This window comes from Lutibacter profundi (assembly GCF_001543325.1).
Classification (GTDB): Bacteria; Bacteroidota; Bacteroidia; order Flavobacteriales; family Flavobacteriaceae; genus Lutibacter; species Lutibacter profundi.
Window position 1 is genome coordinate 1,599,980 of record NZ_CP013355.1, and the last position, 17,916, is coordinate 1,617,895.

Consider the following 17,916-nt stretch of genomic DNA (forward strand, 5'->3'; position numbering starts at 1 on the left):
TTATTTTTTAATATGAATATAATACATCAGTTGACCGAATGAAATATTTTCATCATTTGGCGATAAATCTTTATGAAAATACAATTTTATTTCTTTAGGAACTAATTCAATTAGCATATCTACCAATGTAGTGTTTTGAAAAACACCTCCGCTAAATGCTATATATTTATAATTGTTTGTTTTTGCCATTTCAATAATTGTATTTGCTAATGTGAACAAAAAATTTAAAATAATTTTTTGTTTAGATTTTCCTTTTTTAACATCAATAGCTATTTGTTTTATTATTTCTTTGGAAGAAATCCCTTTTTCTATAGAATTCAAATAACTTTTGCAGTTTTTTATATTATACCCCGTAACTAAATTTTCTAAAAGGATTGCTGCTTCACCTTCGTATGAATTATAATCTGTTATATTTAATAAAGAAGCTACCGCATCAAATAACCGTCCTACAGAAGAAGTTTTTAACCTATTTAACGTTTTTAAGGTTTTATACGTTTTTAATTCATTTGGTGTGAATTTAACACTCAAAATTCCATCCATTTCTGAAGTTGCTAAAGACAACAATGAAATACGTGGTTCTTTAGCCATTTTATCGCCTAACAACCAATCAAAATATTCTAGGTGATTGATTCTTTTTATTTTATTTTTTTCGTAATTAAAAAATTCTCCTCCCCAAATAGCCTTGTCATCACCATAACCGGTACCATCAAAAATAACACCTAATACCTTTTTTTTAAATAAATTATGGTCTCCTAAAATAGCTGTAAAATGTGCTTTATGATGTTGTATTTCAATTAATTTGGCCTTGTTTTTTTTCGCAAAATCTCTTCCAAATTCTGAACTGTGATATAATGGATGCTTATCTATCAAAATTACTTGAGGTTGTTGTTCAAAAATTTTGATATATGAATTTACCATTGCTATAAACCGATTATAAACATCGTAGTTTTCTAAATTCCCTAAATATTGACTGCTATAAATATACTGATTAGGATAAAAAGTAATACTGCTTTTTAAATCTGCACCCATTGCTATTATTTTTTCAGTAGATTTTAATTGAGCTCCAAAATAATTGGGGGCAAAACCTCGCGAGCGCCTAAACAAAACTGGTTGCTTAAATTTAAAGCTGAATTTTAACACAGAATCGTCTTGAGGTTGTGTTATTTTTAAATTATGGTGCAGAAAATAATCGGCTACATTTTTTAATTTCTCTATAGCATCTTCATTATTACTAATAATTGGAGAACCATGAATATTACCACTTGTAGCTATTATTGGAAAATCTAATTCATTTGCTAATAACTGTAAAATTCCTGTATATGGCAGCATTACGCCTAACTGATTTAATTTTGGAGCAATTTCATTTAATACCAAGTTTCCTTGGTAGTTTTCAGATGAAATAATGGTTATGGGGTGTTCTTTTGAAGTTAGAGACTTTACCTGCAACTCATTTAATTTTAATTCTTTTTGAAGTTTTTCTAAAGAAGGATACAATACCGCAAATGGTTTATTTGGACGGTTCTTTAACTTTCTTAGTTTTTGAATAACCTCTGAATCTTCAGCATTGCAACATAACAAATATCCACTTGTGTTTTTTATTGCAATTATTTTTCCATCTGTAAGAAACTGAGCTACTTTTTTAAAAGTAATTGATATATTTATCGTTATTTTTTTTGAATTAGTATCTTCTAAATGCAACTGAATTCCGCAGGTAGAACAGGTATTTGTTTGTGAATGAAATCTTCTATCTCCCGGATTGGTATATTCTTTTTCACAATCATCACACATTGTAAACATATCCATGCTTGTATGGTTTCTTTCAAAAGGAAAAGATTGTGTTATAGCCCAACGCGGCCCACAATTTACACAAGTAGTAAATGGGTAATTATACCTGCGATTTGTTGAATTATTAATTTCAGTTTTACACGCTTCACAAATTGCAAAATCAGGTGTTAGCGGTAAGTTAATATTCCCGTTTTTACTTGAAGGAATTATTTTAAAATTATCAAACTTAAAAAAATTAGTTGGCTTAATTTCACTTGCTAAAATATGTGAAACTGGAGGCGGATTTTTAAGTAATTCTTCATAAAATAGTTTAATGTTATCACGTGTTTGCGTTGCATAAATAACAACTCCATTTTCATCATTTGATACAGAGCCTTTTATTAAATGTTTTGTTGCTAGATTATACACAAAAGGTCTAAATCCAACACCTTGTACTTGTCCAGAAATATAAATTTTATAAGTTTTGAGCATAAAATTTACTTAAAAAATTATCCCTATAAATTTACAATTTTTTAATATAATTTATAGGGATAGGTAAATAAAAGAATGGTTAAAATTATTTTTCGATAGTTATTTTATTTAAAATGTTTAAAATTTTATTTACAACATGTTGAATACTATTTTCAACGTTATCTGTCAGGCTAATAGTCATAGGAATCATTTCTGTAATAGAGACTGTTACTAAAATTATTTTTGGTAATTGATTTTGAAACTCTAAGGCTTCAATCATATCTTTTAGCCCAACATCATGGGCACTTAATACTGTTGGGAAATCAGCTGCAAATTTAGGATAAATAACATCTATAGTTCCTGCAGGTTTATTATCCATTGTAGCATCAACAAAAATCACCAAGGGGTATTGTGATAGAATTGGCATTAAATCAAAACTTCCTGTACCACCGTCCATAATATCCACATTGTCAGGTAAATCAATTTTACTCAAAGCATGAATGGTGTGCACACCAACACCTTCATCTCCCATTAAATAATTACCAATACCTAGAACTAAAATGCTATCTTTTTTCTCACTATTTAAATAATTATGAGTTTGATAAAATAGCTTTTGCAGCTCCATTACATCATCTGAAATCATATCTATTATTTTTCTTTTTGAGTTTTTTTATTCTTTTTTTTCCATGTTATTTTTTCGGCTTTATCAATAATTTCAGATTCACTTTCTTTCAATCTTTCAGCGCGAACAAATTTAAACCCACTTATCATAGAGGAGGCTTCTCCTCTTGCTTCTACATAATCATGGAATAAAACTAAGTACACATGTATTACTACAAATGCCATAAATAACCAAGTAAGAATATGATGAATATAGCGTGTAACTATATCACCTCCAAACATAGTTGAAACCCATTTAAACATACTTGGAAACCACCAACTTGAGGTATCTGCAATAAGTGATAAACCAGTCATTACTTGTAATAAAAAAAACAATGCCATTATAAAATATGAGAAAGCCGCCAAGTAATTATGACCAATACTTATATTGTATAATTTGTGTTCTGTGTCTTTCATTAAAAAGATATCTACTTTTAACACATGAATAATGTTATGTATTCCTTTTTTAGTATATGGAATAAAATTACGCCAATTTGCAAATTGATTACCAGTAAATGCCCAATAAACTCTAAAAATTAAATTTGCAATTAAAATATATGCAGTAATAAAATGAATAGCTCTTATATAGCCAAACCAAAATGAATTTGTAGCTTCTACATTAGCATTGATAGCAGGTGGATCTGCAATAATAAATCCTGTAATTATCAAAATGGTTGTTGAAAATGCTGTTACCCAATGAAAAAAACGAACAGGTAATTCCCATACATAAACTCTTTTATAATTAAATGTTGTTGCCATTACTTATAATTTCAATTGTTAACTACTAAATACTACAAGACCCACCAATTTGAATTTGGCTAATGTGTTTACCATGCTCATCATACAAATGCACAGCGCAAGCTAAACAAGGATCAAATGAGTGAATGGTTCTCAAAATTTCAACAGGATTATTTGGATCTGCAATTGGCGTTCCTATTAAAGCAGATTCATATGCAGACATTTGTCCTTTTGGATCACGTGGTGAAGCGTTCCAAGTTGTTGGAACAACCATTTGATAATTATCTGTTTTTTTATCTTTAATCACAATCCAATGAGCCAAACCTCCTCTTGGAGCTTCCATATACCCAACTCCTTTAGCTTCTTTTGGCCAAGTTTTTGGATCCCATTTTTCCATATTTGCCATTCGAGTATCTCCATTTTTAATATTGGCAATAAGTTTATCATAGAATTCTAAGCCCCAATCAGCTAACAATTTAGACTCTAACCCTCTAGCAGCTGTTCTTCCAAGTGTTGAAAATAACGCAGTTACAGGAATATTTAGTGCTTTTAACGCGCCATCAACAACATTTTTAAATTCAGGAACTCCTGAAGCATACCCCACTAACATTCTTGCTAATGGGCCAACTTCCATAGGTTTCCCTTTCCATCTAGGAGTTTTTAGGAAACTATATTCCTTATCTACATCTAAATGTTCAAATGGAGGTTTTGGTCCTGTATAATTGATATCGGTTTCTCCTTCCCAAGGATGTAGCCCTTTATCTTTACCTTCAGTATAATTATACCAAGATTTATTTACAAATTCTTGAATTTCATTGGTGTTTTCTAAATCTACAGGATGTACTTTACTAATATCTCCATTTAATATAACACCTTGTGGCCATTTAAAACTCGCAGGATTTCTATAATTATCCGTTGGTAAATCTCCATAAGACAAATAGTTGTTAAATTTAGCATCGCCAATGGCACCCCAATCTTTATAAAAAGAAGCAATTGCTAACAAATCGGGAACATACACTTCGTTAATAAACGTATGAGCATCTTTTAATAATTGCCCAACATAAGCTAAACGCTCCATATTAAGCCCTCCTGCATCGTCTAAATTTATTGCACTACCCATACCCCCAACTAAGAAATGAGGATGCGGATTTTTACCGCCTAATATTGTGTGCACCTTTACAATTTCTTTTTGCCATTCTAAGGCTTCTAAATAATGAGCAACCGCTAATAAGTTTACTTCAGCTGGTAATTTCATTGCTTTATGTCCCCAATATCCTTTGGCGAAAATTCCTAACTGACCGCTATCAATAAATTTTTTAATTCGGGCTTTAACATCTGCAAAATAACCAGGAGAACTATTTGGCCATTTAGATATGCTTTGTGCTAATTCAGAAGTTGCTTTAGGGTCTGCATTTAAAACTTGTGTTACGTCAACCCAATCTAATGCGTGTAAATGATAAAAATGTACTACGTGATCTTGCATTGCATGTGCAATTGTCACAATATTTCTTGCTATTTCTGCATTAGGAGGAATAACAATATCCAACGCATTTTCAACAGCTCTTATAGAAGCTATTGCATGTACTGTAGTACAAACACCGCAAGTACGTTGCACAAAAGCCCAAACATCTCTTGGGTCTCTTCCTTGCACTATTTTTTCCATTCCTCTTATCATTGTTGAGGAAGTATATGCATTTACTACTTTTCCATCTTTTATTTCAGCTTCTACACGTAAATGCCCTTCTATTCTAGTAATTGGATCTATTACAATTCTATTTGCCATGATAAGTTTATTTTATGCTTTAATATTTTGTTCATTTTCTTCCCCGCATTTTTCAGCTTCTCTAATTTCCTTTTTCTTTGCTAAATTAGTTGCTACAGAATGTATAACCGCTCCACCTACTGCTGCCCCAATAACAATTTTACCAATTTTATCAGCAGTTGCTTCAATACCCATTCCAGGTAGATTCACTAATCTCTCTGTAAAAGGTGAGTTATCCCAGAAACTTGGCTCACTACAACCAATACAAGGATATCCTGATTTAATTGGAAAACTAACGCCATTATTCCATCCCATAGTTCCACAAGCATTGTAGGTTACAGGCCCTCTACATCCTAACTTATACAAACAATAGCCATCTTTGGCTTCTTGACTATCAAAGCTTTCGGCATATAAACCGGCATCAAAATTAGGTCTTCTATAACAGCTATCATGAACTCTTTTTCCATAAAATTGTTTTGGTCTTCCCATAGAATCTAGTTCAGGCAACGTTCCAAAGGTGGCATAATGCATAACAACCCCTGTCATAACTTCACCAATTGGTGGGCAACCTGGTATTCTGATAATTGGTTTGTCTTTAATAATTTCATCAACTGGAACAGAACCTGTTGGGTTTGGATATGCTGCTTGTACTCCTCCCCAAGATGAGCAGCTTCCAAAAGTGAGAATTGCTGCTGCTCCTGCGGCTGATTCTTTTAAAATATCTACAGCTGAACGACCTGCAATTGTACAATAAACACCGTCATCTTTTATAGGGATAGCTCCTTCTACTACCAAAATATAGTTTCCGTAATTTTCCTTCATAGATTCATGCTTGGCTTCTTCAGCATTGTGCCCCGAAGCAGCCATTAAAGTATCTGTATAGTCTAATGAAATATGGTCAAAAATTAAATCTGCCACCAAAGGGTGGTCAGAACGGATGAATGATTCAGAACAACCAGTACATTCTTGGAAATGCTCCCAAATAACTGGAATTCGTTTTTTTGTTTCCATTGCTTTCACAACTTGTCCAATCATAGATGATTCTAGCCCCATAAAGGCAGTCATATATGTTGCAAATTTGATAAAATCTCGACGTGAATAGCCTTTTTCTATTATACTTTGATAATAGGTTTTCTGCTTTTCTTTTTTGGTAGACATACGTGAAGTTTTTAATATTAAAAAAATCTTTTGTTTATTTTATATATTTATAAAAAATGAACAGTACTAAGTTATAAAATATTTTAACGCCATTTCACTTAATGCCCTAATTTAGAACGCTTTAAAATAAGATATCCTAATCTTAATTATATGATAATTATCATATAAATTTTTAAACTATTCTTTAGTTCATTTCTTATTAAATTTTGTAATTTTGAATTGGTCACAATTATTAATAGCATGCATGAATTATCTATAGTTATGGGAATTGTAAAAATTGCTGAAGATGAAACTGCAAAAATTAAAGAAAATACCGTAGCTAAAATTGAGCTTGAAATTGGGCAATTAGCTGGAGTAGAATTAGATGCCTTAAATTTTGTATGGGAGTCTGCTGTTAAGGATAGTGTTTTAGAACATGCGCTAAAAACCATTATTGAAATTCCTGGAAAAGCAATTTGCGCAGATTGTAATCGTGAATTTTATTTAAATAATATATTTGATAGCTGCCCTAATTGCAACAGCAACTTTAAAGGTATTATTCAAGGAAAAGAATTAAGAGTAAAATCATTAGAAGTAATTTAAAAGCTATAATTATGTGTGGAACTTGCGGCTGTGGATCTGATACTAATGGTCCAACAATTTTAAAACCTGGAGAACACAATCATTCTCACGATGTACTTCATCACAACCATGATAGTCATACTCATACCCACGAACATCATACTCATGAAGAGCATACACATACGCACAATCATTCTCATGACCACAAACATAAAGTATTAGAAATAGAGCAAGATATTTTACAAAACAATCAGGTTTTGGCTGCCAGAAATAGAGGTTATTTTGAAGCTAAAAATATTTTCACCTTAAATTTAGTAAGTTCTCCTGGATCTGGGAAGACTTCTATTCTTGAACGAACATTATCTGATTTAAAAGAAACAATTCCTTTTTATGTGATTGAAGGAGACCAACAAACATTAAATGATGCAAATAGAATTGATGCTATAAAAATTCCTGTAATACAAATTAATACAGGTAAGGGATGCCATTTAGAAAGTGATATAGTTTATGAAGCTGTTAAAAAATTAGAAATTAAAAATAACAGTATTTTAATGATTGAAAATGTAGGAAACTTAGTATGTCCTTCTATGTTTGATTTAGGAGAAAGCAAACGCATTGTTATTATTAGCACTACAGAAGGTGATGATAAACCTATTAAATATCCTGATATGTTTTATACTTCTGACATTTGTATTATTAATAAAATTGATTTACTTCCTTACTTAAATACTGATATTGAAAAGCTTAAAAGTTACGCATTACAAGTAAACCCTAAATTGCAATTTTTTGAAGTTTCAGCAACAACGGGTGAAGGTATGGAAGCATGGTATGGTTGGCTAAAAGAAAATATTTAAGCTGTATTTTCTTTTGCGTTAGCAATTGAAGCGCTTTAACTACGCTCAGGATAAATTTATCCTTTTTTGAAGCATAACGAAAAAAATATATAACAGAAAAATGCGACCTGAAAGGGAATCTGCCTATCCGGCAGATAGGCATTCAAAATAACAAATTAAAATTATTTTATAGATATGTGTTTATCAATTCCTGGAAAATTAATAGAAATTACAAACGAGTTAGACGAAGTTTTTAGGTTAGGAAAAGTCTCCTTTGACGGTATTATAAAAGACGTAAGTCTCACTTTAGTTCCTGAAGCTAAGGTAGGAGATTATGTTATGGTACACGTTGGTGCTGCAATTTCTGTAATTGATGAAGAAGAAGCTAAAAAAACTTTTGATATTTTAATGCAACTAGATGAATTGAAAGATTTAGATATCCCCGAAGATATTAAAAATCGAAATTCCAATTAAATAGATCTGTTTTCAAACCAAAAGAGAACCAAGTAGTATTTGATTTGTCAAAAATACCTGTTGGAGCATCTGGATTAAAATTTCTGAATGTTACTCCTCCAAACAACTTTAAATTAGTAGCTGGATTAACTAAGTAACCTAGTTGTAAATCACCAATAAAAATTGAAGCTGAATTTCCTTGACCTATGTTATTCCCATAATCTGAGGCTCTATTATCATTGTCTTCAAAAACATTTCCTCCATAACTAAAGGTATCTGTTGTATTACTATAATCAAATCCTTTTGTTCCAAAAATAATTTTAGCATTTGCAAACCAGCGATTTTTTGTATATCTCACAATACCTATGGTTTCTCTAAAATTTGCCCCCCATAAATGTGCTAAAGGTTGGTTGTTATGTCCGTAATTTAAATTAAGCTCATCATGAGAATATGTATAAGGTCTTACTGCATTGTATTCTGCTTGCAAATACAAGTTTTCAATATTAAATGCATTGTAAAATTTTACACCTAATTGAATACCGTTCTTATTTCCCCACCAACCATTACCACCTGTAATTTCAGAAACTCTAAATTCGTCTAATATGAATTGAGAATATAATGAGATATTTTTGAGTTTATATTTCAAACTTAATCCTAACAATGTATTCCCTGCTCTTGATCCTGTTGAAAATTCGGCTGCTGTGTAAAATATCAATGGATTTAGGTAATTTACATCAAAACCTCTGTTGTTTGTATCTTCCCAAATAACAGTTTCAAACAAACCTATATTCAGTTTTTTAGTAACATTCCAGCTTAAATAATGAACGGCCATAAACTTTTGCTTATAGGCTCCATCAACTGTTAATTCTGGTCTAACATCCTGCATCCACATCCAAAGGTTTGTATATTTTATTTTCCAAAAATTGGTGTTTATTTTGACAAAAGGATATGGTGAGGCTACATCAGATAAAAATAAAGAGCGATAACCATCTCCTATGAAATTTTTACCATTTCCAAACTGAAAATTAACTGTTTTATTGGGTGTATAAGATATGTATGCCTCTGCAACGGGATAATCGTACGCGTCAGATTTATATTCTTTAGCAATACCTCTTCCTGGTATAATTGCAGGATTACCACCTGCAGGTTTTATTGATTCAGCGTATTGATTCACATAATTCGCAAATCTTCCCTGACTTTCATAAAAACTTGCTGAAAAATTAAACTTCTTTCCTAAACCACCATTTATTTGAATAGATCTTGTGTTGTTAAAAGTATTTATTCCATAGTTGTCTTTACCTACTTGTACATCAACACCAGGATCAACTGTAAACCAAAAATCTTTTCCTTTTACAAAAGCCATATGTTCATTCAATAACTTTTTACCAAACCAAGTTGATTTTGGTTTTATTAATTTATCTTTTTGAGCGTCTAAATCAATATATTTTGTAACTTCTGAATATACGTATGGTTTCACTGCTGTATGTGAATTATCTGCCTTATCTAAATAAAAATTGTAAGAACTATATTCTGCATGCGTAAAAGGGATATTTAATTCACTTTTATGTTCTGGAAATAGGCTTTTTTTGTTCAACGTTTTTATAGGTTTTTTTGTTAATTGAACAATTTCTTTTTTAACTTCTTTTTTTTCTATTACTTCTTGAAAATTATTTTCTAACGGAATTATTAGTGGAAAAACAAACTGCATTTCAATGGGATGATTATTAAATTTTGCAGGCGTTATTTTTGGTAAGGTTTTAAAAACACGTTCAACTTCCTTTTTTAATTCTTTGTATGGAGAATTAATGTAAGTAACATGGAAATTACCTGAATTATCAACCAAAAAAACAATATTAATTGTCCCTTCAAAATTTTCTTGCTGTATGTTTTTTGGGATTTTAAATTCTTTTAAAATTGCCTTTTTAATTTGTGTTTTAAAGCATGTTGGTATTTTAGAAACATCTGTAGAGTTACATTCATTAAAAACAGGGTATTTTTCAATTTGAGAAAAAACTGAAATTGATAAAAAAATGAAGATGAAACTTAACAGTGCTTTTTTCATAGACCTTAATTCGGGATTTTCTTAACTTTATTGTCTTTTAAACTATATATTTCTTTACTTTCAATACAGGTTGCAAAGCCATTCTTATCAAATTCTAATCTATGTCCGTACTCACTTATCCAACCTATTTGTTTTGAAGGATTTCCCACAACTAAAGCATACGGTAATACTTCTTTTGTAACAACAGTACCCGCACCAACAAAGGCAAATTTACCAATATTATTTCCGCAAACAATAGTTGCATTAGCACCAATACTAGCTCCTTTTTTTACGATGGTTTTCAAATATTCACCTCTTCTAACAACTGCACTTCTTGGGTTTATTACATTCGTAAATACCATTGAAGGGCCTAAAAACACATCGTCTTCACAAATAACACCTGAATAGATGGAAACATTGTTTTGTACTTTCACATTTTTTCCTAAAACAACCTCAGGAGAAATAACAACATTTTGACCAATATTACAATTCTCTCCAATTTTAGAATTTGGCATAATATGGCTGAAATGCCAAATTTTAGTCCCGTTACCAATTACACATCCGTCATCAATTACAGCTGTTTTATGTGCAAAGTAACTTTTAGTATCCATGATGCTCAATTTAATTATTTTTGATTTAACTGTGTGTTAATTCAATGTAGTTAATTTAATACCGTTTCCCTTACTCTTAAATTTCTGTTGGATGCCAAGTAGTTTTCACTTCTTGTGTTTTTTCAATAAAATAAGGAGATTCACATAATTTATTTTCCCAATTACTTTTTTTATAAAAAATAGTTCTCTTTACGTTGTTACTAGCTAGTTCACTAATTTCTTTCAGTTCGTTTTCATCTTTTCCACAATATACGATGGCGTTAACGTCCATATGTGAAGCCATGTGACTTACTAATTCTGCTTTATTTCCTGTTAGAATGTTAACAACGCCTCCTGGAACATCAGATGAATTTAATACTTCAGCAAAAGAAATAGACGTTAAAGGTTTGCTTTCTGAAGCTAAAACAACAACTGTATTCCCTCCAACTATTGCAGGCGCAATTACAGACACTAATCCCAATAAACTTTGCTCTTCAGGAGCTATTATTGAAACTACCCCAACAGGTTCAAGGTTTGAAAAGTTAAAATGAGAACTTGATACTGGATTTACAGCACTAAATAATTGCTGATACTTATCGCTCCATCCTGCGTAATAAACCAACCTATCAATAGCTGTTTCAACTTCTTTTTGTGCTACTTTTCTTGCTTCACCTTGTGTAATTAACTCTAAAATAAACTGTTCTTTTCTACCTTCAAGTATTTCAGCAATACGATATAGTATTTGTCCTTTATTTAAGGCGGTAGCATTTGCCCAAGAATTTTGAGCTTTACGTGCAATAACAACTGCATTCCTAAAATCTTTACGAGAAGCTAAGCACATATTTGCAATTAAATTTCCACTACTATTATTAATTGTGTAATATCTACCTGATTCTGTACGAGGAAATTTACCTCCTATATATAATTTATATGTTTTATTAATATCTAATCTGCTCATATTCTGTAGTTAAAATAATTTTAATTTATATTTTACTCAAACTTCACGTATGGTTTCAATCCATGTAAGCCTCCTTCTCTTCCAAAACCACTTTCTTTGTAACCTCCAAAAGGAGAAGTTGCATCAAATTTGTTAAAGGTATTTCCCCAAACCACACCTGCATTTAGTTTTTGAGTTAAATGAAATATTTTTGACCCTTTCTCTGTCCAAACTCCTGCTGATAATCCGTAAGGAGTATTATTTGCTTTTTCAATAACTTCATCAATTGTTCTAAATGTTTGAACGGCTAAAACAGGACCAAAAATTTCTTCTTGAACAATACGATGTGATTGTGAAACATTTAAAAACAATGTTGGAGCACACCAATTTCCTTGCTTTGGAAATTCACATGTTGGTTGGTATATTTCCCCCCCTTCATTGATTCCTATTTTAATATAATTCTCAATTGTTTGCAATTGTTTTTTAGAATTAATAGCGCCTATATCTGTGTTTTTATCCAATGGATCTCCTACAATTAACGTTTCCATTCTTCTTTTAAGTTTTTCAATCACCAAATCAGCAACTGATTCTTGCACAAACAATCGTGATCCTGCACAACATACATGACCTTGGTTAAAAAATATAGCATTCACAATTCCTTCAACTGCTTGATCAATTGCAGCATCTTCAAAAATAATATTCGCTCCTTTACCTCCAAGTTCTAAGGTTAGTTTTTTATTTGTTCCTGCTGTTGCCTTTTGAATGTATTTTCCAACTCCTGTTGAACCCGTAAATGCTATTTTATTAACATCTGGATTGTTTACAATACTAGCACCAGTTTCTCCAGCACCTGTAACAATATTAACAACTCCTTTTGGAATACCACTCTCATGAATAATCTCCGCAAGTTTAAGTGCTGTTAATGATGTTGTTTCTGCTGGTTTTAAAACTACGGTATTACCCGTTGCTAAAGCTGGAGCTAATTTCCAGGCCGCCATTAACAATGGAAAATTCCAAGGAATAATTTGCCCAACAACTCCTAAAGGTTTTGGGTTTCTATTAGGAAATGCATATTCTAACTTATCTGCCCAACCCGCATAATAAAAAAAGTGATTTGCCGCTAAAGGAATATCAATATCTCTTGACTCTCTTATTGGTTTTCCTCCATCTAAACTTTCAATTACTGCAAATTCTCGTGCTCTTTCCTGAATTAATCGGGCAATTCTAAAAATATATTTACCTCTTTCTTTTCCGGTTAGAGCTGCCCAACCTTTAAAGGCTTTTCTAGCTGCTTTTACAGCTTTGTCAACATCTTCAGAAGAAGCTTCTGCTATACTTGCTATTTTTTTTCCGTTAGAAGGATTTATCGTATCAAAATAATTATTTTTAACGGGTTTTGTAAATTCTCCATCAATATATAATTCGTACTGTTTTTTAATTTGAATATGATCTGTACTTTCAGGAGCTTCATCGTAAGTCCACGAAGCTTTAAATATATTATTGTTTTTTTTAGCCATAATTAATCTTTTGAAAAGTAATTGATAGATTGATATATTCCCGTTTCTGCTTTTACTAACTGCATTAGAACATCATTTGCTAAACTGCTTGCTCCAAATCGAAAATAATTGTTATTCATCCATTTTTCTCCTAAAACCTCGTTCAACATTACCAAATATTGCAATGCAATTTTTGAAGTAGAAATTCCACCTGCAGGCTTCATGCCAATCATTTTTCCTGTTTTTAAGTAAAAATCTTTAATGGCATCTAGCATTACATATGTTACCGGCATAGTAGCTGCTGGTTGAATTTTTCCTGTTGAAGTTTTTATAAAATCAGCGCCCGCATACATGGCAATTTCACTTGCTTTTCGTACGTTCTCTAATGTATCTAACTCTCCTGTCTCTAAAATTACTTTTAAATGAGCCTTTCCGCATACTTCTTTAACTGCAGCAATTTCATCAAATACAAATTGGTAATTTCCTGAAAGAAATTCTCCTCTTGAAATTACCATATCTATTTCATCAGCTCCTTGATCTACTGCAAATTTTGTATCACTTAGTTTAACTTCTAGAGCTGACTGACCACTAGGGAAAGCGGTAGCTACAGATGCCACTTGAATATTACTTCCCTGCAGTGCCTTTTTTGCAACACCTACATAAGATGGGTACACGCAAATTGCTGCTACAGTGGGAATATTTTTTAACGAATCATGTGGATGCATTGCCTTATAGCAAAGTTGTTGCACCTTTCCTTTGGTATCTTTACCTTCAAGAGTTGTTAAATCAATCATACTTAACGCAAGCTTTAAACCTTCTGTTTTTGAAGATTTTTTAATACTACGAGTACAAAAACGTTTAACACGCTCATTAACACCTGTATTGTCATAAACAGGTAAATTATTTAAATTTGGAAACATTTATTTTATTTAATTTTCAAAATTACGAATTATTTTATTGTAACTATATAACAAAATAGCTACTATAAAATGTAATTTCATGTGTTTTTTATGTTTGCAAATTTATACTAATTAAGTTAAATAGTAAATATTATTCGACTCTAAAAACAATTGGAAGCCCATATCTAACACCTACAGCTCTACCTCTTTGTTTCCCTGGTTCCATTTTTGGTAATAACTTAATTACTCTTATGGCTTCTTCTTTTAATTTTTTATGAGGAGCTCTTGCCTGTATGTTGGCAATATTTCCGTTTTTATCAATTTGAAACATTACAAAAATTCTTTGAATACTTCCTGATGATAATCCTAAATCTGATGCCAATTCTGAATTGAAATTTTCGGAAACAAATTTAGACATCTGTGCAGAAAAACATGCTCTAAGTTTTTTATTATCGCCTTTGCACCCTGGAAATATTGGGACATTCTCTATAACCATAAATGGCACATCTTCAACAATAGTTTCTTCTTCTTCAACCGACTTAATTTGTTTATTTGGATCAACGATAATTGCTTCAGATTCATCTGTTTCAGTAGACTCAATAATTGTTTCTTCTACGTCTATTTTATCTTCAACTTTTAATATTTTATCGGGTATAACCATTTTAGCAGCTGGCTTAACTTTGACTTCAATTTTTTTAATATCAATTGTTTCTTCTGTATCGTCAATTTCAACAATATCCCCAGTTAATCCTTTAATTGATTTTGGATAGGTTTTCATATTCATAAATTCATAAACAATAAAAAGTGACAATACTAAACCTAATTGAATTAAAATTTTACTATAATTTTCTAAAGCCGCGTCTGGATATTTTTTTATTTCCATGATTACCTTGCTTTTGGTTCAACAAGAAATACTTCTAAAAAGAACTGTTATAACAGTATAATTTATAATGCAAGAAATTGAAAAATAACAAGAGTATTGTATCAATACCTTGCAAGATGTTCATCGTATTAAATTTACGAAATTTTTGAACAAAATGCAATAAACAGGCAAAAAAAGACTCATTTAAGCGGATGAGTCTTTTTAAATAACTTATAAAATTTTATTGCTATTCTACTTTAAATGCAATTGGCAAGCTGTACTTTACACTAACAGGAATTTTACGCTGCATTCCTGGTTCCATTTTAGGCAATAACTTTACAATTCTAATAGCTTCTTCCTTTAACTTTTTATGAGGTGCTCGAGCCTGTATATTTGTAATATCTCCATTTCTATCAATTTTAAATAGTACAAAAATACGTTTTACTCCAGGTGTTAAACCAAGTTCAGATGCTAACCCTGAATTAAAATTTCTATATATATGTTTTGTGATTTTTTCTTGTAAACAAGCCCTTAACTGATCCTTATCTCCTTTACAACCTGGATAAACTGGAACGTCTTCAATAATTGCAAAAGGCACATCTTCAAGAACCTCATCAGTATTACCTGAATCAACATCAATAAACCCTAAGTCATCAATAGGTTCGCTTGTATCAATATCTTTAAGTGTTGTTTCTATAAAATCGGAGTCATCATCCTTCTTTTGAATATCAATTAAAATTACTTTTTTAGGAAGTGGTTGTTTAATTTTGGGTTCAATCTCATATATAATATTTGACTCTGGATTAAAAGCGTCTTCTCTACCAGTATCGCTTAAAATAGCTATTTCTTTTTCAAAAGTTTTGTTTTGTATTAATACATATACGACAAGTAAAGATAAAACAAGTCCTAATTGTACAAATAATTTACTGTAATTTTCTAAATTTGCATTTGGGTGTTTTTTTGTATTCATAATTTTATCCGTTTTATTTCATCCTTTTTAAGAGCATGTTATTTGAAATTAATTGTTTTGAGTGGTATTAAGATTTTTAGTTTTTAACAACTCTTATCAAGGACAAATGTTAAAATTATGTTAATGCAATAAACAGGCCAAAAAAAAAGCTCAACCAAATGGTTGAGCTTTTTAATTATAATTTTCTAATATTTATTCTACTTTAAATGCAATTGGCAAACTATATTTTACTCCTACAGGTCTTCCTCGTTGTTTTCCAGGAATCATTTTAGGTAGTAATTTTATAACTCTAATTGCTTCAGCTTGTAATCTTTTATGAGGTGCACGCGCCATTACATTGGTAATATTTCCATTTTTATCAATTTTAAACATCACAAAAATACGCTTAACCCCTGGTGACAAACCTAAATCTGACGCTAAATCAGAATTAAATTTCCTATTTACATGCTTTGTTATTTTTTCTTGCAAACAGGCTCTTAATTTTGCTTTATTTCCTTTACAGCCAGGATAAACAGGAACATCTTCAATAATTGCAAAAGGCACATCTTCCATTACATCTTCATCTTCTTCAACATCAACTATTTCTTCAACTTCAACAGCGTCATCTTCATCAGTTTCAGTAGACTCTATAACTGTTTCTTCAACTTCTTTTTCATCCTCTACAATTTCAATCTTATCAGGAGTTGGTGGTGGTGGTGCTTTTTGTTCTGGTGGAGGTGGTGGTGCAATTTCAATTGTTTGTTCATCATCTTCAGCGTTTAAAACAACTGGACCAAGATCACCAATTACTCTATCATACGTCTTTTTTTCAATGGCTAAATATACCACTAATAGTGCTAAAACTAAACCTAATTGCATAAACAACTTGCTGTAGTTTTCTAGATTTGCTTTTGGACTTTTTTTAACTTCCATTTATAAAATAATTTAAATAGTGTGCTAATTTAATAATTTTAATATATTATACAAGTATATTTTTTATTTCATTCTATTTTCTTTTAAAAAATAGGCTAAAAAATATAAAAGAGAGACCAATACCTATAAAATTGGCTAAAACATCTAATAAATCTGCCTGCCTATAATTGGTTATGGTTCCTTGCAAAACTTCAATAACTATGCCATAAATAAAAACAAACAGCAAAATCAATAAACTAAATTTTAGTTTATTGGCTTTAAACTTATAGGCCAGCAACCAATTTAATGTTAGCAAACAATAAGCAGATATGTGCACAAGTTTATCTGAAATTTGTACTTGTGTTACTTCTAATTTAGGGATTGAAATTAGACTACCTATTGTAATTACAATTGTTAAAAGTAGTGCACTGTAAAAATATAATTTACGCTCCAATTAATTTTTTATAATCTTCAGCTGATAATAACGCTTCAACTTGAGAAGTATCAGAAATAGCTATTTTAATCATCCATCCTTCTCCATAAGGATCTGTATTCACTTTTTCTGGTTCATCTTCTAAAGCTTCATTAAAATCTGTTACTTCACCTGTTAAAGGCATTAACAAATCTGATACTGTTTTTACGGCTTCAACAGAGCCAAACACTTCATCTTTTTCAACTGTTTCATCAACAGTATCAACATCTACATAAACAATGTCTCCTAATTCAGATTGCGCAAAATGCGTAATACCTACTGTTGCTGTATCTCCTTCAATTTTTATCCATTCATGGTCTTTTGTATACTTTAATTCTTCTGGAATATTCATTTTTAT

At 31.0% G+C, this 17,916-nt stretch carries 18 protein-coding genes; 3 read left to right on the plus strand and 15 right to left on the minus strand.

Annotation, left to right across the window (positions count from 1 at the left end; translation table 11 throughout):
• The 5 genes from hypF to Lupro_RS07160 all read right to left on the minus strand — a co-directional run bounded on the left by hypF (position 1) and on the right by Lupro_RS07160 (position 6,553).
• Positions 1-2,256: a carbamoyltransferase HypF gene (hypF, locus tag Lupro_RS07140; protein ID WP_068207946.1), complete on the minus strand. Its 2,256-nt coding sequence runs from the start codon at positions 2,254-2,256 to the stop codon at positions 1-3.
• 85 nt (positions 2,257-2,341) lie between these two features.
• Positions 2,342-2,878 (minus strand): hydrogenase maturation protease, encoded by a 537-nt coding sequence (locus Lupro_RS07145; RefSeq protein WP_068207947.1) that lies wholly within the window; start codon positions 2,876-2,878, stop codon positions 2,342-2,344.
• A gap of 5 nt (positions 2,879-2,883) precedes the next feature.
• Positions 2,884-3,654 carry a Ni/Fe-hydrogenase, b-type cytochrome subunit gene (gene cybH / locus Lupro_RS07150; RefSeq protein ID WP_068207949.1) on the minus strand — a complete coding sequence of 257 codons (771 nt, stop codon included), beginning with the start codon at positions 3,652-3,654 and terminating at the stop codon, positions 2,884-2,886.
• Between the two features lie 25 nt (positions 3,655-3,679).
• A complete protein-coding gene (locus Lupro_RS07155) occupies positions 3,680-5,416 on the minus strand; it encodes a nickel-dependent hydrogenase large subunit (RefSeq protein ID WP_068207952.1) in 1,737 nt (578 codons plus the stop codon).
• A 12-nt stretch (positions 5,417-5,428) separates the two neighbouring features.
• On the minus strand, positions 5,429-6,553 hold the full coding sequence (locus Lupro_RS07160) for a hydrogenase small subunit (RefSeq protein WP_068207957.1): 1,125 nt from the start codon (positions 6,551-6,553) through the stop codon (positions 5,429-5,431).
• Positions 6,554-6,793: 240 nt separating this feature from the next.
• Here Lupro_RS07160 and Lupro_RS07165 point away from each other — a divergent pair, with 240 nt between their 5' ends.
• From Lupro_RS07165 to Lupro_RS07175, 3 genes are all read left to right on the plus strand, one after another.
• Entirely contained in the window at positions 6,794-7,135 is a 342-nt protein-coding gene (locus Lupro_RS07165; RefSeq protein WP_068207958.1) for a hydrogenase maturation nickel metallochaperone HypA/HybF, read from the plus strand.
• An 11-nt stretch (positions 7,136-7,146) separates the two neighbouring features.
• The gene (hypB, locus tag Lupro_RS07170) at positions 7,147-7,968 is read left to right on the plus strand and encodes a hydrogenase nickel incorporation protein HypB (RefSeq protein WP_068207961.1); all 822 of its coding nucleotides are present in this window, start codon (positions 7,147-7,149) and stop codon (positions 7,966-7,968) included.
• A gap of 174 nt (positions 7,969-8,142) precedes the next feature.
• On the plus strand, positions 8,143-8,421 hold the full coding sequence (locus Lupro_RS07175; RefSeq protein ID WP_068207963.1) for a HypC/HybG/HupF family hydrogenase formation chaperone: 279 nt from the start codon (positions 8,143-8,145) through the stop codon (positions 8,419-8,421).
• Here the strand turns inward: Lupro_RS07175 and Lupro_RS07180 are convergent.
• From Lupro_RS07180 to gcvH, 10 genes are all read right to left on the minus strand, one after another.
• Positions 8,399-10,462, minus strand: coding sequence for a gliding motility protein RemB (locus tag Lupro_RS07180; protein WP_068207967.1), 2,064 nt, complete (start codon positions 10,460-10,462; stop codon positions 8,399-8,401). The genes Lupro_RS07175 and Lupro_RS07180 overlap by 23 nt on opposite strands.
• A 5-nt stretch (positions 10,463-10,467) precedes the next feature.
• Positions 10,468-11,052, minus strand: coding sequence for an acyltransferase (locus tag Lupro_RS07185; protein WP_068207969.1), 585 nt, complete (start codon positions 11,050-11,052; stop codon positions 10,468-10,470).
• A 76-nt stretch (positions 11,053-11,128) separates the two neighbouring features.
• The gene (locus Lupro_RS07190) at positions 11,129-11,989 is read right to left on the minus strand and encodes an aldehyde dehydrogenase family protein (protein WP_068207972.1); all 861 of its coding nucleotides are present in this window, start codon (positions 11,987-11,989) and stop codon (positions 11,129-11,131) included.
• Between the two features lie 32 nt (positions 11,990-12,021).
• Positions 12,022-13,485 (minus strand): aldehyde dehydrogenase family protein, encoded by a 1,464-nt coding sequence (locus Lupro_RS07195; protein ID WP_068207977.1) that lies wholly within the window; start codon positions 13,483-13,485, stop codon positions 12,022-12,024.
• 2 nt (positions 13,486-13,487) lie between these two features.
• Positions 13,488-14,384, minus strand: coding sequence for a deoxyribose-phosphate aldolase (deoC, locus tag Lupro_RS07200; protein WP_068207979.1), 897 nt, complete (start codon positions 14,382-14,384; stop codon positions 13,488-13,490).
• Between the two features lie 130 nt (positions 14,385-14,514).
• Positions 14,515-15,246, minus strand: coding sequence for an energy transducer TonB (locus tag Lupro_RS07205; protein WP_068207983.1), 732 nt, complete (start codon positions 15,244-15,246; stop codon positions 14,515-14,517).
• A 226-nt stretch (positions 15,247-15,472) separates the two neighbouring features.
• On the minus strand, positions 15,473-16,195 hold the full coding sequence (locus Lupro_RS07210) for an energy transducer TonB (protein WP_068207985.1): 723 nt from the start codon (positions 16,193-16,195) through the stop codon (positions 15,473-15,475).
• 192 nt (positions 16,196-16,387) lie between these two features.
• A complete protein-coding gene (locus Lupro_RS07215; RefSeq protein WP_068207988.1) occupies positions 16,388-17,107 on the minus strand; it encodes an energy transducer TonB in 720 nt (239 codons plus the stop codon).
• A gap of 73 nt (positions 17,108-17,180) precedes the next feature.
• On the minus strand, positions 17,181-17,540 hold the full coding sequence (locus Lupro_RS07220) for a VanZ family protein (RefSeq protein WP_082703877.1): 360 nt from the start codon (positions 17,538-17,540) through the stop codon (positions 17,181-17,183).
• Complete coding sequence (gene gcvH / locus Lupro_RS07225) at positions 17,530-17,910, minus strand: glycine cleavage system protein GcvH (protein WP_068207991.1); 381 nt, start codon at positions 17,908-17,910, stop codon at positions 17,530-17,532. The genes Lupro_RS07220 and gcvH overlap by 11 nt, the downstream gene beginning before the upstream one ends.
• Positions 17,911-17,916 lie beyond the last annotated feature (6 nt).